Annotated in this window: 16 protein-coding genes and 1 pseudogene; 6 read left to right on the top strand and 11 right to left on the bottom strand. The window is 61.1% G+C overall.

Annotated features, from left to right (window positions below):
- Positions 1-25 precede the first annotated feature (25 nt).
- Both PGR6_RS09460 and PGR6_RS09455 read right to left on the bottom strand, forming a co-directional pair.
- Positions 26-616: a Spy/CpxP family protein refolding chaperone gene (locus PGR6_RS09460; protein ID WP_177343077.1), complete on the bottom strand. Its 591-nt coding sequence runs from the start codon at positions 614-616 to the stop codon at positions 26-28.
- 158 nt (positions 617-774) lie between these two features.
- Positions 775-1,335: a nitroreductase family protein gene (locus PGR6_RS09455; RefSeq protein WP_064621222.1), complete on the bottom strand. Its 561-nt coding sequence runs from the start codon at positions 1,333-1,335 to the stop codon at positions 775-777.
- Between the two features lie 220 nt (positions 1,336-1,555).
- Here PGR6_RS09455 and PGR6_RS09450 point away from each other — a divergent pair, with 220 nt between their 5' ends.
- The 3 genes from PGR6_RS09450 to PGR6_RS09440 are packed head-to-tail and all read left to right on the top strand — an operon-like array spanning position 1,556 to position 6,023.
- Positions 1,556-2,425: a polysaccharide deacetylase family protein gene (locus PGR6_RS09450; protein WP_064616919.1), complete on the top strand. Its 870-nt coding sequence runs from the start codon at positions 1,556-1,558 to the stop codon at positions 2,423-2,425.
- Positions 2,422-3,693: a putative glycoside hydrolase gene (locus PGR6_RS09445; protein WP_064616918.1), complete on the top strand. Its 1,272-nt coding sequence runs from the start codon at positions 2,422-2,424 to the stop codon at positions 3,691-3,693. Before PGR6_RS09450 ends, PGR6_RS09445 begins: the two co-directional genes overlap by 4 nt.
- Positions 3,645-6,023 (top strand): exo-beta-N-acetylmuramidase NamZ domain-containing protein, encoded by a 2,379-nt coding sequence (locus PGR6_RS09440; protein WP_237229595.1) that lies wholly within the window; start codon positions 3,645-3,647, stop codon positions 6,021-6,023. The genes PGR6_RS09445 and PGR6_RS09440 overlap by 49 nt, the downstream gene beginning before the upstream one ends.
- Positions 6,024-6,037: 14 nt before the next feature.
- On the opposite strand, the gene PGR6_RS09435 is transcribed toward PGR6_RS09440, so the two are convergent.
- The 8 genes from PGR6_RS09435 to PGR6_RS09400 form a co-directional block, all read right to left on the bottom strand.
- Complete coding sequence (locus tag PGR6_RS09435) at positions 6,038-6,316, bottom strand: acyl carrier protein (protein ID WP_064616916.1); 279 nt, start codon at positions 6,314-6,316, stop codon at positions 6,038-6,040.
- Between the two features lie 10 nt (positions 6,317-6,326).
- Positions 6,327-7,445 carry a dihydrolipoamide acetyltransferase family protein gene (locus PGR6_RS09430; protein ID WP_064616915.1) on the bottom strand — a complete coding sequence of 373 codons (1,119 nt, stop codon included), beginning with the start codon at positions 7,443-7,445 and terminating at the stop codon, positions 6,327-6,329.
- Between the two features lie 46 nt (positions 7,446-7,491).
- Positions 7,492-8,478: an alpha-ketoacid dehydrogenase subunit beta gene (locus PGR6_RS09425; RefSeq protein WP_026286590.1), complete on the bottom strand. Its 987-nt coding sequence runs from the start codon at positions 8,476-8,478 to the stop codon at positions 7,492-7,494.
- A complete protein-coding gene (gene pdhA / locus PGR6_RS09420; RefSeq protein ID WP_064616914.1) occupies positions 8,475-9,458 on the bottom strand; it encodes a pyruvate dehydrogenase (acetyl-transferring) E1 component subunit alpha in 984 nt (327 codons plus the stop codon). The genes PGR6_RS09425 and pdhA overlap by 4 nt, the downstream gene beginning before the upstream one ends.
- The gene (gene acsA / locus PGR6_RS09415; protein ID WP_064616913.1) at positions 9,455-11,218 is read right to left on the bottom strand and encodes an acetate--CoA ligase; all 1,764 of its coding nucleotides are present in this window, start codon (positions 11,216-11,218) and stop codon (positions 9,455-9,457) included. Before acsA ends, pdhA begins: the two co-directional genes overlap by 4 nt.
- Before the next feature lie 72 nt (positions 11,219-11,290).
- A complete protein-coding gene (locus PGR6_RS09410) occupies positions 11,291-12,175 on the bottom strand; it encodes a universal stress protein (protein WP_064616912.1) in 885 nt (294 codons plus the stop codon).
- Between the two features lie 175 nt (positions 12,176-12,350).
- Complete coding sequence (locus PGR6_RS09405; protein ID WP_064616911.1) at positions 12,351-12,584, bottom strand: hypothetical protein; 234 nt, start codon at positions 12,582-12,584, stop codon at positions 12,351-12,353.
- Positions 12,585-12,658: 74 nt separating this feature from the next.
- Entirely contained in the window at positions 12,659-13,156 is a 498-nt protein-coding gene (locus PGR6_RS09400; RefSeq protein ID WP_064616910.1) for a BCAM0308 family protein, read from the bottom strand.
- A 298-nt stretch (positions 13,157-13,454) separates the two neighbouring features.
- On the opposite strand from PGR6_RS09400, the gene groL reads away from it, so the two are divergent.
- The 3 genes from groL (at position 13,455) to PGR6_RS09385 (ending at position 17,527) form a co-directional block, all read left to right on the top strand.
- Positions 13,455-15,071, top strand: a complete 1,617-nt coding sequence (gene groL / locus PGR6_RS09395; protein ID WP_064616909.1) for a chaperonin GroEL — start codon at positions 13,455-13,457, stop codon at positions 15,069-15,071.
- A gap of 148 nt (positions 15,072-15,219) precedes the next feature.
- Positions 15,220-17,046: an ATP-dependent zinc metalloprotease FtsH gene (gene ftsH / locus PGR6_RS09390; protein ID WP_018928209.1), complete on the top strand. Its 1,827-nt coding sequence runs from the start codon at positions 15,220-15,222 to the stop codon at positions 17,044-17,046.
- A gap of 55 nt (positions 17,047-17,101) precedes the next feature.
- Entirely contained in the window at positions 17,102-17,527 is a 426-nt protein-coding gene (locus PGR6_RS09385) for a potassium channel family protein (protein WP_018928210.1), read from the top strand.
- Positions 17,528-17,543: 16 nt separating this feature from the next.
- Here PGR6_RS09385 and PGR6_RS09380 read toward each other — a convergent pair.
- Positions 17,544-19,934: pseudogene (locus PGR6_RS09380) on the bottom strand (phosphoketolase family protein); the annotation flags it as partial.
- Positions 19,935-20,091 lie beyond the last annotated feature (157 nt).

Raw genomic sequence — 20,091 nt, 5'->3', positions numbered from 1 at the left:
TGCGTAATCGAACAGTGAGTAGCGCTTACTGTTTGCTTTTTTCGTCCTGGTCGCCTTCCATCATTCGTGGTCTGACCATGTGCATCGGCATCTGCCAACGGTCATTGCCGTAGAGCCGGTGATGCACCACCGTCCAGAACAGGTCGAAAATGGTTTTCTGCTCAGCATCCAATACCCCGTAGAAAGTTTTGGTGCGCACCAGCGCAGCATCCATGCGCTCCAGATGCGCCTCCATCCACTTGGTTTGTGTGCGCAAACGCTCTATCTCTCTGGCCATTCTTTCGGGGGTCGTTTCATCCGTCGACGCCCTCTTCGTGCTCGCGCTTTCATCACGTTCGGCCTTGGCCTTTTCCTGATGCTGATTGGCGTCCGCCATGACCCCCGTGGCCCATGTGTCCCAGGCAGCCATTTGCTCCGGCTTGAGATTGAGCTTGCCCTTGAGATCGTCCAGGGTCTGTTGCGTATATTTGACCCAGTCGAAATCCTGGAAACGATGATACATGCCACCACCTTGCGCAGCAGACGTCGGCGGGTTGGCGAAGACGCTGGTAGAGGGCACCAGCAACACGCTTGCCGCCATTAACATGCATTGGCCGATCAGGCTTGATCTGTTCATTTCGGTTCATCTCGATACCGTGGGTTGATTCGAGAATAGGAGTCGGCCTGGGGGTGTATCTGATCCACATCAGAAAACAGGCAGACCGTCGGGCAAGTGGATAAACGGTCGAGCTGCCCCGTAAGAGGAGCGGCCAACAATCGTTATCCACGGTGCTGTCACCCAATCCAGCGGATCACGGGTTCATTCCGGGGCACGGGCGCGGGGGCAGCTTTCGGGTGACCTACGATGATCGGTGCCACTGGCGTCCACTCGGTGGGAAGGCCAAGTGCATGCTTTCCTTGCGCAGTACCGAGAAACCCCTGGGCAAAACCGATCCAGCAACTACCCAGCCCTTCAGCGTAGGCCGCGAGCATCAGGTTCTCGGCAGCCAGTGCGCAGTCTTCGACGACCCACTGACCCGGCGCGGTTCCCGAAATCAGGATGAGTACCGGCGCGTGGTAGAAGATTTGATAGTTCTCATCATCGAGCAACGTATGGAAGTGCTCGGGCTGGGCCTCGGGGGGTATCGTCGCCAACAGGTGAGCCTTCGCTTCGCGCGAGACCCGATCCAGCAGGCTCTGGTCGCGTATGACGGTAAATGTCCACGGTTGTTGGTTCATCGCGCTGGGCGCCTGCGCAGCGGCACTGATCAAACGACGAATGATGTCTTCATCAACCGCTTCTGTCGTGTACTCCCGTGTCGAGCGACGGCCCAAGATCGCCTTATTGATGTTCATGAGGGGCATACCTCAAAAGAGTGTCATATCCTTTATAAAGTCATCCGCCCACGAGGGCTTGCTGTTGATCTAAATCAAATCAAGGCACAACCGGCCTCCCGTTTTGTCTGACGACTCGCCCCCTCGGAGCGGACCACATTGCGCGAAATTGATCTGCATCAGATAGACGATGAACGCTCAATACACACTGCAAGCGTCTGGCTCGCGCAGGAGCGCTGACATGTGCGGGAAAATCATGGCGTGTATCGGTGGGAGTGTCGCGTTCCGGCTGCTGATCCGCATCATGCTGACAAGCGTCTGCGCACTGGCCTGGAGCACGGGCGGCGCCGCACAGAACGCCACACAGAACGCCGCACAGAGCGTCGAGCCAGGCGTCACGATCCTCGTTTACCACCGTTTTTCGGACACGGCGGACGACTCGATGACCGTGCGCATGAGCACCTTCGAAACCCAGTTGCGCGTCCTGCGCGAGCACGGTTATCACTTCGTGTCGCTGCGCGAGGTGGTCGACTGGCTGCGCAATCCCGATGCGACGTTAGCGTCGAAGCCGGTGGCGATCACCGTCGACGACGGGCATCGTTCGGTCTTCGACAAACTGCTGCCCGTCATCCAGCGCGAGCGTTTTCCGGTGACCCTGTTTATCTATCCATCGGCCATCTCCAACGCGTCCTATGCGCTGACCTGGGAGCAGTTGCGAACCCTGAAACAGACCGGGCTCTTCGACATCCAGTCGCATACGTACTGGCATCCCAATTTCAACGTCGAGCGCAGGCACCGCACACCGGCGGATTTCCAGCAATTCGTCCGAACCCAACTGCAAAAATCACGTCAACGCATCGAGTCGCAAACCGGTGCGCAGCAGGTCGACATGCTCGCGTGGCCGTTCGGTATCTATGACGACGAGTTGATCGCACTCGCCTCCGAAGAGAGTTACGCAGTGGCCTTCACACTAGACGCGCGCAAGGCTGACCGGCACGCGCGACTGCTCGCCCTGCCGCGCTTTCTGATGAGTGATGCCTATGGCGCACACGCGTTCGCGCAGTTGCTCGGTGAACCGGACACTCAGCCAACAACAGGGAACCCGCGATGACCGTTATCCGCGCATTGAGGCGCTATGCGATCCCGGCGCTATTCGTCGTCACGGCCCTGCTGAGCGGGCGAGGCGCACTGGCTGTCACCGGTGTCGTGCTCGACTCGAGCACGCAGAACCCGCTCGCCGACGCAATCATCACGACCTCGGCCGGCGTGATGCGTACCGACGAAAACGGGCGGTTCGAGACGGCCGAGGCGGTCGAGAGTGTCGCCGCCCGCGCCCCAGGGTATTTGCGCACCGAGGCCAAAGTGAGCGACGAAACGCCCGTGACGCTCGCACTGACCCCGTTTCGCCCCAAAGCGGTTTATCTGTCGGTGTTCGGTGTGACCAGTTCGACCCTGCGCAACAACGCTGTCACCCTTGCTGAAAACACCGAGATCAATGCATTGGTGATCGACGTCAAGGGTGACCGTGGCCTGACGCCCTATCGCAGTGCGGCGCGCGAGGCGATCGGCGCAACGGCCCACTTGACCACACGGGCACCTCAGATGCGCGACTTGCCGGCATTGCTTGCCAAGCTGCGCGCGCAACACCCGTACCTGATCGCGCGCATCGTGGTGTTCAAGGACGATCCATTGGCCAGTGCGCATCCAGAGTGGAGCGTGCACACCGCTGACGGCCAGCCGTGGCGGGATCTCGAAAAGCTGCAATGGATGGATCCGTTTTCGCACGAGGTCTGGCAGCACAATCTCGATGTCGCCGAGGAGGCCGCGCAGATGGGTTTCGACGAGATCCAGTTCGACTATGTGCGTTTTCCCGACAAGAGCGGGCTACGCTTTGCCCTCCCCAACAACCGCGCCAACCGGACCGCGGCGATCATCGGTTTTCTGCAGGCCGCACGCGCACGACTCGCCCCCTACAATGTATTTGTCTCCGCGGACATCTTCGGCTACGTCTGCTGGAACCTCGACGATACGGCGATCGGCCAGCAAATCGAACTGCTGGGCGCGGAGCTCGACTACATTTCGCCAATGCTGTACCCGTCCGGTTTCACATGGGGGCTGCCGGGCTTTACCAACCCGACAGCCGACCCCGGCCAGATTGTCAGGCGTACCCTGGCGGAGGCGATGAAGCGCACCCACCTGCCGGGCGTGCGCTTTCGTCCCTGGTTGCAGGCCTTTCGTGACTATGCCTTCGATCGTCGCCCGTTTGACGCGGCCGCGATCAGTGCTCAGGTTCACGCCGCCGACGCAGCCGGCACCGATGGATGGATGTTATGGAACCCACGCAATCACTACGAGGCCGCCGACTTGCCACAGCGCTGAAGCGCTGGGCGATGCTGCTTGGCCTGGCGATGGCGGCGCACATCGCATGCGCCGCTGATCTCGATGCGACGACGCGCCTGCAAGCCGCACAAATCGTCGAGGGCCAGATCGCCGCCGGACGCGTTCCGGGGGCGGTTGTCCTGATCGGTGACGCCACAAAGGTGTTCTATCGTCAGGCCTTTGGACAACGCACGACGACGCCCCCCCGCGAGCCGATGACGCTGGACACCGAGTTCGATCTGGCATCGCTGACCAAAGTCATCGCGACGACCACGGCCATCCTGCAACTGGCCGAAACGGGCCGCATCAACCTGGACGCCCCCGTTGCACGGTATTGGCCGGCCTTTGGGGCGCAGGGCAAAGAGGCAGTGAAGGTGCGTGACCTGCTTGCACACACGTCCGGGCTGCGCCCAGATTTGCCTGGGCGGCCACCCGGTGCGGGCCGCAAAGGTGTGTTGAGCGCCATCGCGGCGCAGCGGCTGCGCAACGCACCGGGTGCCCAAGTCATTTACAGTGACCTGAATTTCGTGGTGCTCGGCGAGCTGGTCGAACGCATCACCCACAGCTCGCTCGACGCCTATTGCCAGGCTCACATCTTCGGGCCGCTGGGCATGCGCGACACGGTTTTTCTGCCGGATACCCTGCGAACGATACGTAGCGCACCGACACTCGCCACCAAGGCCGGCACGCTCCGGGGGCACGTACACGATCCGACGGCGCAATGGATGGGCGGTGTCTCCGGCAACGCCGGGCTGTTTTCCACGGCGGACGACCTTGCGCGTTTCGCGCAGATGGTGCTGAACCAGGGGCGCGCCGGCAGCCGGCAGATTCTGCGGCCGGCGAGCATCGCCGCCCTCGCGAGCGCCGCTTCGCCGCTCGAGAGTGTGCCGTGGCGCGGCCTCGGCTGGGAACTGGCCGCACCGTTCGTGCCGAACCATGATCGTCTGCCGCCGATTGGCGTCATCGGCCATACCGGATACACCGGCACGGGGCTGTGGATTGATCTGATGACACGCCAATTCATCGTCATCCTGAGCAACCGGGTGTATCCCGATGACAGCGGTGACGCTCGCCCGCTTCGTGCGCAATTGCTTGCACTGATGGCCAGTCGCGGGGCACCTGCGAACAGCGCGCAAATCAGTCGGTTGCTGCCCTCAGCGTTGCCGGCACTGCGTGCCGCCGATCGCCTGCCCACCTCGACGGGCCCGGTGCAGACAGGCATTGATGTGCTTGAGGCACAGCAGTTTGCCCCGCTCGCCGGCCTGCGCGTGGGCCTGATCACCAATCGCAGCGGATTCGACGCCAAAGGCCGACGCACCGTCGACGTCCTCGCCCACGCGCCAGGTGTCAGGCTGGCGGCATTGTTCTCGCCGGAGCATGGGCTGAACATCGACGTGGACGAACGAGTCGGCGACACCCGCGACCCGGCGACGGGCCTCACCGTGCACAGTCTCTACGGCGCAACCCAGCGCTTCCCGGCCGGTTCGCTCAAAGGACTGGATGCGCTGATCTTCGATATTCAGGACGCCGGCGTGCGCTTCTTCACCTATGAGACGACACTCGGCTACGCACTCGAAGCCGCCGCGGCGCAAGGCATTGCGCTGTTCGTGCTGGACCGGCCCGACCCGCTCGGCGCACAACGTTTCGGCGGCCCGGTGATGGACAGTCGCCGCGAATCGTTTACCGGCTATTTCCCTGCACCGCTGCAGCCCGGCATGACCGTCGGCGAGCTGGCGCGTCTATTCAATCGCAACAAGCACATTGGTGCGGATCTGCGCGTTGTGCCGATGCTGGGATACCAGCGCGCGATGACCTTTGCCGACACCGGGTTGGGATGGGTGCCGCTCTCGCCAAACCTGCGCACGCTCTCCCAGCTGGACCTGTACCCGGATATCGGTTTGCTCGAAGGCGCAAATCTGAGTGTGGGGCGTGGCACGCCGCATCCGTTCGAGTGGGTCGGCGCGCCGTGGATCGACGCGACCCGGCTCGCAAACGCACTGAATGCGTTTGACGTCGGCGCGCATTTCGAGCCGGTCGACTTCGTCCCCACCGAATCAAACTGGCACGGTCGGCTCTGTCATGGTGTGAGCATCACCCGCCTCTCAACGCCTGCGCAACGCCCTGTAGCCAGCCTGGGGCTGACCCTGCTCGCCACCTTGCACACGCTCTATCCCCACATACTCGACCTGGCGGCGACCCGTGATTCAATCGGCTCGCAAAGCGTGTGGCAGGCGATTCGCGATGGCGCGACACCTGACGCGGCGCAAGCGCTCGACGCGGTGCCACTTGCGCGCTTCGCGCGGCTACGGCAGGAGAACTTGCTGTATTGACCCGCCCGGCAGCGTCATCGACTACCTATCGATGGCGCCTGTCCGCCGGTTTTTTCCTTTTGCATCAGATACGCGACGAGCTTGTCCAGGGTGTCCACCTGTTGGTAATCGACTTCAGGAATGACCACCCCCAGGCTCCGATTCAGGGCCTCGATGAGGCGAAGCCAATCCATGGAGTCCAGATCAACCTCCTCGCGTAGCGGGCGGTCACCGGGTAATTGCTCGGGGTCGACTTCAGGAGCGATGCGCTTCAACGCGTTCAACACCTGATTGCGTACCGATAGCGGGTCCATGGGCTCACCCTCACAAATGCTCTGGGGTTTGTAACAAACGACGGACTTCCCCCAAGAAGCGTGCGCCGTAGTGACCATCGCTGACCCGATGGTCGGCTGACAAGCTGCTGACGACGGTGGGCATCACACACAACTGGCCATCTTTGACCCAGGGCCGCTCGCCGATACGGCCGAAACCGACCAGGGCAACCTGGGGCGGGTAGATCACCCCCAGTACGCTGTCTACGCCCTGATCGCCGAGCTGGGTGACCGTGATGCCGGCGCCACCCAGTTCGGAGCTGCGCAGAGAACCGCTGCGGGCGCGCTCCACCAGGCTGGACAGTTCACGCATCAAATCGGTCAAGGACGTGTCGGCCACATGCCGCAGGACCGGGGCGACCAGCCCGCCCTGGCGCAAGGTGATTGCCACGCCAAGGTCTGTATCGGCTGCCGGTTTAAAGCCGTTGTCCTGCCAGGAACCGTTGAGTTGTGGATAGTCGCGCAAGGCCAACGCCACCGCTTTGAGCAGCAAGACACCGGGTAACAGGCGCTCCGGCAATGGGCTTTGCGCGTTGTGTGCCTGCAGCCAGGCCATGGCCTTATCCAGGGCAATGGTTTCGCTCAGGTAGTAATGGGGAATCTCGCGTTTCGAACGACTCATCGCCGCCGCGATCGTGCGACGCATGGCCTGGTTGCGGTCAGGTTCCGGCGCCACACGGGCGGCTGCTTCGACATCTTCCAGGGTCACCACGCCGTGTGGACCATGGCCCTGCAAGTGACTGGCATCGAGCCCCAGTTCGGCCGCGCGCTTGCGTGCCGCGGGAGAAATCTTCGGCCGCCGCGCAGAAAGGTTTTCCGCCTCACGCGGCACTGGCGCGGGCGTCGCTGTCCCTCGCGCGCTCTGCGGACTTTCACCCGGTTCCAGCAACTGCGCGATGACGGTACCGACAGGCACCTTGGCGCCGACATCGATCAGCAGTTGCAACACCGTGCCATCGTGCCAGCACTCCACATCGATAGCCGCCTTGGCCGTATCGACGACGGCAATCACCTGACCACGCTTGACCGCATCACCGGGATGGACTTTCCATTCCAGCAACGTGCCTTCATCCATATCAGCTCCCAGCGACGGCAATTTGAATTCGATCATGGTTGCCCCTCCTGGCCCGATACCTGGACGCGGTACATGCCTGTCATCACGTTGCATTCCCCTCGCACAGCTCATGTGCGGCGGCGACGATCGTCGACACTTGAGGCAGTGCGGCTTCTTCAAGATGCCGGGGATAAGGCATCGGCACTTCGGCGCTGCACACCCGCGCTGGCGGTGCATCCAGTTCGTAAAAGCCCTGCTCGACGATCCGCGTGATGATTTCCGCTGCCAGGCTGCCGCTGCGCCAGCCTTCATCGACGACGAGGGCGCGGCGGGTTTTGCAGACCGAGGTCATGATTGTGCTGTCATCCAGAGGGCGCAGAACCCGCAGGTCGATGACTTCACAATCAATGCCCTCCCCGGCCAGTTGCTCAGCCGCCGTCAGGGCTTTGCCGAGGGTGCCGCCATACGCAATCAGGGTCAGGTCCTTGCCGACTCGACGGACCTTGGCGGCACTGATATCCAGAGCCTTCCAGTCGCCGGTATCACCCTCCATGTTGTAGAGCTGGGCGTGTTCGAAAATCAGCACCGGGTCCGGATCCAGCAGCGCAGGCCAGAGCATGCCGCGTGCATCCTCGACGGTCGCCGGGGCGAGAATTTTCAGCCCGGGGATATGCGCATACCAGCCTTCGAGGCTGTGAGAGTGTTGCGCCGCAAGCTGACGTCCCGCGCCCGTCGCCATGCGCACCACCAGAGGAACCGAGAATTGTCCGCCGGACATATGCCGCAGGGCAGCAGCGGTGTTCATCAGAGGATCGAGGGCGAGCAGGCTGAAGTTCACGGTCATGATTTCTACGATCGGCCGCATGCCCCCCAGCGCCGCCCCGATACCGGCCCCCACGAAGCCCAATTCGGACAACGGCGCATCTCGAATGCGTTCCGGGCCGAATGCTTCAAGCAGCCCCAAAGAGACGGCATAGCTGCCACCGTAACGGCCGACATCTTCGCCCATCAGAAACACCCGAGGGTCCCGTTGCAACGCTTCACGCAGGGCCTCGCGCAACGCATCGCGGTAGGTCATGCGAGTGCTCATGGTGCGGCCCTCGGCGTGTAGACATCGCGAGACAGATCCTCCAGCGGTTCCAGGCTGGCGCTTTCAGCATAAGCGATGGCGGCCTCCACTTCAGCGTCCACCTGGGCCAGGATCGCCAGAAAACCGGGTTCGTCTAACAGGCCTTCGGCCTTGAGCCGGGCACTGTAGGTGTGAATCGGCCCACGGGTCTTCCACTGCTCCACCTCGGCCTTGTCGCGATACAGCTGCGGGTCGAACATCGAGTGGGCGCGAAACCGATAGGTACGAAACTCCAGGAAAAAAGGCCCGCGCCCTTGCCGGATATGTTCAACCGCTTCACGGGTGGCTTCGTACACCGCGACCACATCCATGCCATCGACAGACCGGGTCTGGACCTTGTACGCCGAAGCTTTGGCACACAGGTCGGTTTGCGACTGCGAACGCTCCAGGGCCGTGCCCATGGCATAGAGGTTGTTCTCGCAGCAAAACAGCATCGGCAACTGCCACAAGGCGGCCAGGTTGATCGACTCGTGAAACGCCCCTTCCGCCATGGCACCTTCACCGAAAAAGCAGGTGGAGAGCCGTGATCCACCCTGCATACGCTCGGCCAGCGCCAGGCCGACGGTGAGCGGCAAGCCGCCGGCGACGATGGCATTGCCGCCGAAGAAACGTGTACCGGCATCGAACAAGTGCATCGAACCGCCACGCCCTCGCGAGCAGCCTTCCTGGCGCCCGTACATCTCGGCCATGATGGTGTTCATGGGCACTCCCTTGATCAGGGCATGGCCATGTTCGCGATACGTCGCGACCACCGCATCGTCGGCTGCCAGCGCATGCAAAGCGCCGACCGCCACCGCTTCTTCACCGATGTACAGGTGCAGGAAGCCACGGATCTTGCCTTCCCCGTACAGCTCGCCGGCGCGCTCCTCAAGACGACGGATGCGCACCATGTCTCGCAGCAAGTCGAGAGCAAAGTCCTTGGGCAACGATTGCAGGCTCATGACGGATTCTCCAGGCTGGAAGTATCGCCCTCCGGCAAACCCAGCTCCCGGGCCTTGAGCAGACGTCGCATGAGCTTTCCGCTGCGGGTGTGCGGCAGTGCCTGCATGAACGCCAGTTCCTTTGGCGCGACCACGGCACCGAGACGCTTGCGTCCATGGCCCAGCAATTCATCGTGCAGGGCCGGGCTGGCGGTGAATCCGCTCTTGAGCGAAACAAACGCCTTCACGGTTTCACCCAGCAGAGGATCGGGCTTGCCAATCACGGCAGCCTCGGCCACCGCCGGATGTTCCATCAGTGAGCTTTCCACCTCGAACGGGCCGATCAGGTGCCCGGCCGACTTGATGACGTCGTCGCCGCGGCTAACGAACCAGTAATAACCGTCGGCATCGCGACGCACCAGATCGCCACTGAGGTACCACTCACCGACGAAGCTCCGTCGATAGCGCTCCTCTTGCCCCAGATAAGTACGGAACATGGCGGGCCACGGTCGTTTCAGAGCCAGTTCACCGACTTCATTTGCCTCGAGAAACACCAGCGAACCGTCCGCCTTGCGCTCGACGATGGCTGCCTCGACACCGGGCAACGGTTTGCCCATGGAGCCCGGTTTAATGGCCATCGAGACCGTGTTGGCGATCATGATTCCGCCGGTTTCGGTCTGCCACCAGTTGTCGTGGATCGGCAGCCCCAACACCTCTTTGCCCCACCAGACAGCCTCGGGATTGAGCGGCTCACCGACACTGGCAATAAACCGCAGACAGGGAAAGTGATGGCGGCGCGCCAAGGCGTCACCGGCTTTCATCAAGAGGCGAATGGCCGTCGGTGCCGTGTACCAGACCGTCACCTGTTGCTCTTCGAGAATCCTGTACCAGCGTTCGGCATCGAATTCGTTGCCCTCGACCACGCTGGTCACCCCCATCAGCAGCGGCGCGAAAATCCCGTATGAAGTCCCCGTGACCCAGCCCGGATCGGCGCTGCACCAGTAAATATCTTCAGGGTGTAAATCCAGGGCGTATTTGGCGGTGACCCGGTGCGTCAGCGCGGCGCCGTGCACATGTAACACGCCTTTGGGGGTGCCGGTCGTGCCGCTGGTGAAGTGTAAAAGTGCGGGGCTGTCGACCGTTGTCCGGGCGATGTCGAAATCGTCCACGGCTTCGGCCAGCAATCGATGCACACTGAGGGCGCCCGCCACAGCGTTCGTATCCCCACCCTCGGCGTCATACAGCAGTACATGCTTGAGTGCCGGCAAATGCTCACGAACCGCCGCGATCTTGCGTCGATAAAGAGTTTCGCTGGTCAACAGCACGCTGCCTTCACCAAGACGCATCCGGGTTTCGATGGGCTCGGGGCCGAACGCGCAGAATAACGGCGAAACCACGCAACCGAGCTTCAAGCCACCGAGCACGCCCAGATACAGCTCCAGCCCTTGGCCACAGAGCACAAACAAGCGTTCACCGGGGGCCACGCCCAATGTTTTCAGCACATTGGCAAAGCGATTAGTCAGCGTGCTCAGTTGCCCGTAGCTGATGTCGCGGTGCCCGCCATGGCGATCGAGAATGCGCAACGCCGTATGTTCACGCTCCCCTCCCATTGCATGCCGATCCACCGCCTCATAGGCGAGGTTCATGCCGCCCCCTGGCAATCCGGCCAATTCGAGCGCCTCCACCTGCCAAGAAAAGGCTGCGCGGGCTTGCTCGCTGTCCAGCCAATTGGGCTTTGTCGGCAAACGGGTGAGTTTCTTTTTGATCATCGGCAAATGCATGGGCTTCACCTCAACGGCTGTTCATCACAACCCGTCACCCAGGGGTGTGATCAACCGTGAACGGGACTGTCCCTAGACCGCCAGGACGCTGCATGGCACCTGATACAGAATATGTTCGGTCGTGCTGCCCACCAGTTTGTTCAATCCATGGGACTGGACTCTGCCCATCACGATCACGTCCACCTGATTTTCCTCGGCAAACTCACTCAGCGCCGAGACCGGGTGCCCCAGAATGAAATGCCGGCGGTCAGAGGCCACACCGTACCGACCGGCCAGCGCCAGGAATGATTTCTCCAGTTCCCTGCGCAACTGCTTGGTCAGCTGCGACAGAGTCAGGCCGCCGCCGCCCATATCGCCCAGATAGTCTGTCGTGTCGCAGGCATACAGCAGGTGCAACTCGGCATTGCACTGCAGCGCAAGGCCATTGGCCTGCTGGATGATCCGGTCATTCAACTCTTTGTCGGCATCGGTACCCGAAGCGTCAACGGCGGCCACGATCTTGTGCGGCAAGGTATGGCCACTGCCGCCCATCAGATAGACCGGCACTGGACAGTGGCGCAGCAAGTGCCAATCCAGCGGGGTGAAGAACGCGCGCTTGAGCGCCGATTCATGCTGAACCTCCTTGATCAACAGGTCGGGCTGCATTTCCGTGACGTGATCCAGAATGTCCTGCTGCAGGTCATCGGCCCAGGCCACTTCTGCCGTCACCTCGATCCCCAGGCCACGGATATTTTTTGCCTGATACTTCAACCAGTCGCGATGGTCCTGCAGATAGGTCTCCCGCGCCGTTTCCCGCACGCCCTCTTCAAGCAGCGTCAGAATATCCAACGACTTTATCAAGGCAGCGATATGCAAACGTGCCCCGCTGGCCTTGGCCAGGGCCGCCGCATGTTGTATCGCAGGAGACTGGCGCAGGGCCGGGTTGATGATCAATAACAACCGTTGATACTGGCTCATGATCTGACTCCAGGCAGGTGGACTTCAACGCGCCATTGCCTGTTGCGAGGGCGCGGTCGTTGCGCCCTCGCTGGACCAGGCACCAGCGTCACCTCAGACTCCTCCGTTGGAATCGCTTTGGCGTTGATATAAATCAAATACCTTCGCCGGGCAGGCTACCGGCAGCAGCCCTCCATCATGGGTCGCTCTTGTTCATGGTTTTCAACCATTCCTGGTGGGCTTGACGGTATTTGTCATCCGCCAGTTTTTTCGCTGCAGAAAATCGTTGTATCGTCTGGGTCGAAACAGGCTCGTTCAACAACGCATAGGCTTGCTTGCTCAGTCGGTCGGCTTCGGAAAAGAGCGCCACACAACGATTGATTGATTCAGAACAGGCGGCAGATTGTGGCGTTGAATCATTGACGATCATGGTCGTACTCCTCGATCCCGACCTCCTGTCATTTCTTCAAGTTTTGTAGCGTCGAGTACACCTTCCCTCCGGTTCTACTCGTTACGCGTCCAGTCGATGTTCACCCCGAACTCGTCATCGCTGTACTGATAATCGGCGTGCCCCTTGAAGGCCGCTTTCAGTGCATGACCCAGGCGGTTCGCGAGATGGATGCCCGTGGTGGTCACAACCAGCGCGCCCTCGGAGTCGGCCAGGCCGATGATGCGCTCCAGGGCATGTTCCGCTTTTTCCTTTTTCTCGGTGTTTTCGATCAGGTTGATGATTTCGTTTCGATGCGCGGGCAAGAAGCTGCCCGATAGCGTGAGCGTACCCGCCGGCTTGTTGTCATTGGTACGCTGACAGGCTGGGCAGGTCACTGATTGCGCATCATGAACCACCGTGTTTTCAGGAACTTTCCAGGTCCAGTTACCTGCCTGGTAAGCGGCCCCACACTGCGGGCAGACGGCAGAGCCTTCGATTTTCGGCAAGCAATAAGGATCATGGGCCGGTGTTTTGAACAGCTGGCTTTTCTGACTCTGCTGAAACTTGTCCATGGTCTTTCCTCGCAAATGAGTTGGCTAAAAATCCCACGCGAACCGTGTTTTCAAATCGCCCCCCCTTCCAGTCAGGTCCACTGAAAACACGGTGGATTTGAAGATTTCATTTGGGCCCGGTTTGCTGCGGCGCAGGTTGATATTTGTCAATTCGGGCCAACAACCGACGGTCGATCATCCGAACGGTACGTACTGCGACTGCACGCCTGCCTGTGTGACTTTGTTGATAAAAATCAACGCTGCACGTGCCATTTCATAGAAGCTGAAACAATGCAGAACTCTTCAGGAGAACAACCTGATGGCTCACACTAAAATCCTGTTTCGTGCTGGCGCTCGCGAGAAAATCCTCAGCGGAGCCACACAATTGGCGGACGCTGTCCGGGTGACCCTGGGACCGAAATCGAAATCGGTGTTGATTCAGAATAAATGGGGCAATCCGACGGTCTGCAACGATGGCGTGACGATTGCCAAACGGATCGACCTGCTGGACCCCGAGGAGAATCTGGGTGCGCAAATGCTGCGTCAGGCGGCGGAACGCACCGGCGAGGCCGTGGGGGACGGGACCAGCACATCGACGGTCCTGGCCCATGCAATCCTGGCTGACGGCATCCGCAACGTCGTCGCCGGTGCCAGTGCGATCGACCTCAAGCGCGGTATGGACCGGGGGCTTTCTCTGGTCATGCAATCACTGCTGGCGCAATCGCGCCCGGTCAGCACGCCCAAGGAAAAGGCCCAGGTGGCCACGCTTTCGGCCCACAACGACGCGGTCATCGGTCAGCTGGTGGCCGACGCTCTGGAAAAGGTCGGCATTGAAGGTGTTGTCAGTGTCGAAGAGTCCAAGACCACCGAAACAGTGGTCGAGGTCATGGAAGGGATGCGCCTGGATCGTGGATATGTCTCGCCCTACTTCGTGACCGATACCGAGAAAATGCAGGCCGAACTCGACGATGCCTACCTGCTGCTCTGTGACCATAAGATCGGCGTGCTCAAAGACCTGCTGCCATTGCTGGAACTGATTGCCAAAAGTGGCCAGCCACTGGTCCTGATCGCCGACGACATAGAGGGTGAAGCGTTGACCACGTTGGTGGTCAACCAGATTCGGGGGGTATTGCGCGCGGTGGCGATCAAGGCGCCAGGCTTCGGTGATCGACGCAAGGAAATGCTTCAGGACATTGCCGTTCTGACCGGCGCAACCCTGATCTCCAATGAGTTGGGGATCAGCCTCGAACAGGTGGAATTGAGCCAGTTGGGCCGGGCTCATCGCGTCGTGGTGCAAAAAGACAGCACGGCGCTGATTGGCGGCGCAGGTAAACGCGAAGCTATCGAGGCGCGCCTGCAACAGATCCGCGTGCAAATGGACAACACCACCAGCGATTACGACCGGGAAAAACTGCAGGAACGCCTGGCCAGGCTGTCTGGCGGCGTGGCGGTGATCCGCGTCGGCGCGCCTTCCGAAGCGGAAATGAAATCGCGCAAGGATGCACTCGACGATGCGATTTCCGCGACCAGGGCAGCGATCGCCGAAGGCATTGTTCCAGGTGGCGGCCTGGCGCTGCTCAAGGCGGTGCCGATGATCGCAGCCGAGGAAGCCAGCCATGAGGGCGATGTCAAAACCGGCCTGCAGATTCTGCGCCGGGCTCTGGAAGCACCGGCCCGGTTCATCGCTGAAAACTCGGCGGTGGATGCCGGCGTGGTCATTGCCCGCATGCTCGCCGAACCGGGCAACGTGGGCTTCGATGCGGCAGCCAATTGTTATGTGGACATGTACGAAGCCGGCATCATCGACCCGACCAAGGTGGTGCGTATTGCCCTGGAAAATGCCGTGTCGGTTGCCAGTGTCCTGCTGCTCACCGAGGCGACCATGACGGATATTCCAGAAAAGGAATCGCCTGCCCAGCCACCGTTTCCTGAATGACCGGCACGAGGTGAGGTGATCCAGACCCGAGGTCTCTGTGCACATCATCCGGCGCCCTGCGCGAGGGAGAAGCTGAAGCAGGCTATCTTTATAGTAAACGGGATGGCCGCTGGCTTACCGATATGCGTTCACACTCTGAGCCAAGGCCATGAAAAAGAACGACCGGTGGAACCTGTCCTACTTCGCGATCGCTTTTATCGTCATGGGCCTCATGCAGGTCTTCTTTGTCGAGCGCCAGGCCGTGCAGCCCCTGCCCTACAGCCAGTTCATGCAATTGTTGAACGAGCAAAAAGTCAGTGACTTGCAGATCGACAAGGACCGGATCAGCGGCAAATTGGTGGAACCCATCGACGGACGCGACCGGTTCTCCACGGTGCGGGTCGATCCGGCGCTGGCGACCGAACTCTCCCAATCGGGCGTCGGCTTTACCGGGGTCAATGAAAACACCTTTATGAACAGCCTGTTGGGCTGGTTGTTGCCGTTCATAATGATCATGGTGTTCTGGCATTTCCTGTTTCGCGGGATGGCGGACAAACAAGGCCTTGGCGGGTTGATGAATGTCGGCAAGTCGCGGGCCAGGATCTTTGTCGAACGCGACACTGGAGTGACCTTCGCCGATGTCGCGGGCATTGACGAAGCCAAGGCCGAACTGGTGGAAATCGTCTCGTTCCTCAAGGACAAGGCCCGATACGCACGCCTGGGTGCGCACATCCCCAAGGGCACCTTGCTGGTGGGCCCGCCAGGCACCGGCAAGACCCTGGTGGCCAAAGCCATCGCCGGTGAAGCCGGTGTGCCGTTTTTCTCGATTTCGGGGTCCGAATTTGTCGAAATGTTCGTCGGGGTCGGTGCGGCCCGGGTCCGCGACCTGTTCGAACAGGCCCGCCAGGCCTCACCCTGCATCATCTTCATTGATGAACTCGATGCGCTGGGCAAGATGCGTGGCGTCGGCGTGTTGGGCGGCAATGACGAAAAAGAACAGACCCTCAACCAGTTATTGGCCGAGCTGGACGGCTTCGATCCGCGTGAGGGCGTGGTTTTGCTGGCTGCGACCAACCGGCCGGAGGTCCTTGATCCGGCGCTGTTGCGCGCAGGGCGCTTCGACCGGCAGATTCTGATCGACCGTCCCGATCGCAAAGGGCGGCAGTCGATTCTTAAGGTTCATCTGAAGAAAATCACCGTGGAACCAGGCCTCGATAGCGCACGTATCGCCGAAATCACCACTGGTTTCACCGGCGCCGACCTGGCCAACCTGGTGAACGAAGCGGCCATCGTCGCCACCCGTCGCGGCGCCGAGGCGGTCAGCCTGAACGACTTCACCGCCGCAGTGGAACGCCTTATCGCGGGGCTAGAACGCAAGAGCAGCCTGCTCGATGCCGACGAGCGCCGGGTGGTGGCCTATCACGAGATGGGGCATGCCCTGGCCGCGAGCAGCCTGCCGGCCATGGACCCGGTGCATAAAGTCTCGATCGTGCCCCGGGCCATCGGCTCGCTGGGCTATACCTTGCAGCGACCGACCGAGGATCACTTCCTGATCAGTTGCCAGACACTCAAGGACCGGATTGTCGTGCTGATGGCCGGACGCGCCGCCGAGGACCTTGTCTACGGCCAGATCTCCACCGGGGCCGCCGACGATCTGGGCCGCGCGACCGATATCGCCCGGCAACTGATCACCCGCTTCGGCATGAGCCCCGAGCTCGGGCAGTCGGTGCTGGAAAAGCAAACCCCAACGTATCTGGGAGATCGCATGGCCACGATGGGCGAAAAGGATTATTCGGAACAGACAGCCCGGGAAATCGACCTGGGTATTCGCGCCCTGCTCGATGAAGCCTACCAACGGGCCAAGGCACTGCTTCAGAGTCGTCGGGCCGACCTGGACGAGGGCGCCCGCCTGTTACTGGAAAAGGAAACCCTCACGCCCGAGGAGTTCCCGGCGCTGATGCCATTCAAGCCCACCCCGGCATTACCAGCCCCGTGACGCTGCGAACAATCGCCCGCAGACGGCGCCCTGCCCCCATCGCTGAAGGCCCATCATGTTCGCAGTCACGCTAATCAACACGTTGGTGGTGGTCATCACGGTGGTGATCCACTACGAATGCCTGCTGCGTCTGAACGATTGGCTGCCCAGGCTCAAACTCTGGAGCCGCTTTCGGATCGTCGTCGGGGTATTCGGCGCGATGGTGGCCCATGCGTTAGAGGTCTGGTGTTTCGCGCTGATCTATTACCTGCTGATCCGCTCCGGTGAATGGGGTAGCCTGCGCGGCAATTTCGATGGTTCGTTCATGGACTGCGTGTACTTTTCCTTCACCACGTTCACGACTATCGGTTTCGGCGATATTTCACCCATGGGTAACCTCAAGTACCTGACCGGGTTGGAGGCACTGACGGGACTGGTGCTGATTTCCTGGACCGCTTCGTTCCTGTTTCTGGAGATGCAGAAATACTGGAAGAGCAAATAGCGCCCGGCGCCGCCCATCAGCCCTGATTGCCCGGCGCGGGCGTCCATTGCCACTCCATCACTTCGGGCATGTCCTGCCCGTGTTCGATAAGGTAAAGCTTGTGTTTCTCCATCGTCGCCCAGTAGCGCGCCCGGGCGGTCTGGAGTTGATCGTGCAGCCGGGGCACGCGCTCGATGACATCCAGGGCCAACTGATACCGATCCAGATTATTGAGCACCGCCATGTCGAACGGCGTGGTGGTCGCCCCCTCGTCCTTGAACCCGCGAACATGGAAGTTTTCATGATTGGTGCGCTTGTACAGCAGCCGGTGGATCAGCGCGGGGTAGCCGTGGAAAGCAAAGATCACCGGCCGGTCGACGGTAAACAGTTCATCGAAGACGCTGTCGGGCAAACCGTGGGGATGGTGGTACGACGGCTGCAGGACCATCAGGTCGACGACATTGATCACCCGCACCCGCAAATCCGGCACGTATTCGCGCAGCAAAGTGACCGCCGCCAGGGTTTCCAGGGTCGGAACGTCGCCGGCACAGGCCATCACCACGTCCGGATCGCTGTCATCGCGGCAGGCCCAGTCCCAGCGTCCGATACCGGCCTGGCAATGACGAATGGCGGCATCGATGTCCAGCCACTGCCACTCCGGTTGCTTGCCGGCCACGATCACGTTGATGTAGTTGCGGCTCCTGAGGCAGTGATCGGCCACTGACAGCAGGCAATTGGCATCGGGCGGCAGGTAGATCCGGACCACGTCCGCCGTTTTGTTCGCCACCAGATCGATGAACCCCGGGTCCTGATGGGAGAAGCCGTTGTGGTCCTGGCGCCAGACATGGGAGGTGAGCACATAGTTGAGCGAGGCCACGGGTTTGCGCCATGGCACTTCGGCGGCGGTTTTCAGCCATTTGGCATGCTGGTTGAACATCGAGTCGACGATGTGGATGAACGCCTCGTAACAGGAAAACACCCCATGCCGGCCGGTCAGCAAATAACCTTCGAGCCAGCCTTCGCACACCTGTTCGCTCAGAATCTCCATCACCCGGCCATCGGTCGACAGATTGACATCATCAGGCCCCAGCGGCTCCATCCACGCCTTGGCACTGACTTCATACACCGCATCCAGCCGGTTCGAGGCGGTTTCGTCCGGGCCGAACAGGCGAAAATTGCTCGACGTCAGATTGCATTTCATCACGTCGCGCAAAAACCGGCCCAGCACCCGCGTGGCCTCTGCCCGCAGGCCACCGGGCGTCTCGACGTTCACCGCATACTGGGTGAACCGTGGCAGGTCCAGCGCGCGCAACAGCAGCCCACCGTTGGCGTGGGGGTTGGCGCTCATTCGCCGATGGCCGGTCGGCGCCAACGCCGCGATCTCGGGTAACAAGCTGCCATTGGCATCAAACAATTCGTCGGGGCGGTAGCTGCTGAGCCATTCCTCCAGTTGCCGCAAATGCTGCGGCTGCTGGAAGTCGGCCAAGGGCACTTGATGCGCCCGCCAGGTGCCTTCGACCCGCTGGCCATCGACGAATGTCGGCCCCGTCCAACCCTTGGGCGTACGCAAGATCAGCATCGGCCACAGGGGCCGCTCCAGTGTCCGGGACGACGATCGTTGACGAGCGCCCCGCTGAATGTCGCGAATCTCCTGCACGATGGTGTCCAGCGTTCTGGCCAGGGTTTGATGAACCTCTGTCGGGTCATCGCCTTCGACGAAATACGGATCGTAGCCATAGCCGTACATCAACGCCGACAACTCCTCCTCGCTGATGCTGGAGAGCACCGTCGGGTTGGCGATTTTGTACCCGTTCAAATGCAGAATCGGCAGCACCGCCCCGTCACGCGCCGGGTTGAGGAACTTGTTGGAATGCCAACTGGCCGCCAACGCCCCGGTTTCCGCCTCGCCGTCGCCAATCACACACGCCACGATCAGGTCCGGGTTGTCGAACGCGGCGCCATAGGCATGGGCCAGGCTGTAGCCCAGCTCGCCGCCTTCATGGATCGACCCCGGAATCTGCGCCGACACATGGCTGGAAATGCCATAAGGCCAGGAAAACTGCCGAAACAGTCGGGCCAGGCCATTGGTATTGCGCCCCACCGACGGGTAGAGCTCGGTGTACGTGCCTTCCAGGTAGGTCTGGGCCACGATGGCCGGCCCGCCATGCCCGGGGCCGGCGATGAAGATCATGTTCAGATCATAGGCCGTGATCAGGCGATTAAGGTGCGTATAGATCAGGTTCAACCCCGGCGTCGTGCCCCAGTGCCCCAGTAACCGTGGCTTTACATCCGCCAGCGTCAGCGGCACCGCCAGCAGCGGATTGTCCTTGAGGTAGATCTGCCCGACCGCCAGGTAATTGGACGCCCGCCAGTAGGCATCCAGCCCTTCCAGCTGCTCGGCACTCAGAAAATCGCTCATGACGTCCTCCGCCTGGGCTTCGGTTTAAACCGCAAGACATGCGTCGATTCTGGGTGTCTGCACGGCCTAAGACTTGATTTACATCAAGTCTTGGGCCGTCTATCCCGGCTCAACAGGAACAAGCTTTTCCCCCGCTCATCGACTCTATCTGTAAACGCCCGATTGA

The sequence above is a fragment of the Pseudomonas sp. GR 6-02 genome, assembly GCF_001655615.1.
Taxonomy (GTDB): domain Bacteria; phylum Pseudomonadota; class Gammaproteobacteria; order Pseudomonadales; family Pseudomonadaceae; genus Aquipseudomonas.
This window is presented reverse-complemented; position numbering and strand designations above follow the sequence as displayed.

What these genes read in the sequence shown, in the direction of transcription:
- PGR6_RS09435 (WP_064616916.1), bottom strand. Translation starts at nt 6,316, where the DNA reads ATGGACCCGCTATCGGTACGCAATCAGGTGTTGAACGCGTTGAAGCGC.
- PGR6_RS09405 (WP_064616911.1), bottom strand. Translation starts at nt 12,584, where the DNA reads ATGATCGTCAATGATTCAACGCCACAATCTGCCGCCTGTTCTGAATCA.
- acsA (WP_064616913.1), bottom strand. Translation starts at nt 11,218, where the DNA reads ATGCATTTGCCGATGATCAAAAAGAAACTCACCCGTTTGCCGACAAAG.
- PGR6_RS09445 (WP_064616918.1), top strand. Translation starts at nt 2,422, where the DNA reads ATGACCGTTATCCGCGCATTGAGGCGCTATGCGATCCCGGCGCTATTC.
- PGR6_RS09430 (WP_064616915.1), bottom strand. Translation starts at nt 7,445, where the DNA reads ATGATCGAATTCAAATTGCCGTCGCTGGGAGCTGATATGGATGAAGGC.
- PGR6_RS09455 (WP_064621222.1), bottom strand. Translation starts at nt 1,335, where the DNA reads ATGAACATCAATAAGGCGATCTTGGGCCGTCGCTCGACACGGGAGTAC.
- PGR6_RS09425 (WP_026286590.1), bottom strand. Translation starts at nt 8,478, where the DNA reads ATGAGCACTCGCATGACCTACCGCGATGCGTTGCGCGAGGCCCTGCGT.
- PGR6_RS09400 (WP_064616910.1), bottom strand. Translation starts at nt 13,156, where the DNA reads ATGGACAAGTTTCAGCAGAGTCAGAAAAGCCAGCTGTTCAAAACACCG.
- groL (WP_064616909.1), top strand. Translation starts at nt 13,455, where the DNA reads ATGGCTCACACTAAAATCCTGTTTCGTGCTGGCGCTCGCGAGAAAATC.
- PGR6_RS09410 (WP_064616912.1), bottom strand. Translation starts at nt 12,175, where the DNA reads ATGAGCCAGTATCAACGGTTGTTATTGATCATCAACCCGGCCCTGCGC.
- pdhA (WP_064616914.1), bottom strand. Translation starts at nt 9,458, where the DNA reads ATGAGCCTGCAATCGTTGCCCAAGGACTTTGCTCTCGACTTGCTGCGA.
- PGR6_RS09450 (WP_064616919.1), top strand. Translation starts at nt 1,556, where the DNA reads ATGTGCGGGAAAATCATGGCGTGTATCGGTGGGAGTGTCGCGTTCCGG.
- PGR6_RS09385 (WP_018928210.1), top strand. Translation starts at nt 17,102, where the DNA reads ATGTTCGCAGTCACGCTAATCAACACGTTGGTGGTGGTCATCACGGTG.
- ftsH (WP_018928209.1), top strand. Translation starts at nt 15,220, where the DNA reads ATGAAAAAGAACGACCGGTGGAACCTGTCCTACTTCGCGATCGCTTTT.
- PGR6_RS09440 (WP_237229595.1), top strand. Translation starts at nt 3,645, where the DNA reads ATGGAACCCACGCAATCACTACGAGGCCGCCGACTTGCCACAGCGCTG.
- PGR6_RS09460 (WP_177343077.1), bottom strand. Translation starts at nt 616, where the DNA reads ATGAACAGATCAAGCCTGATCGGCCAATGCATGTTAATGGCGGCAAGC.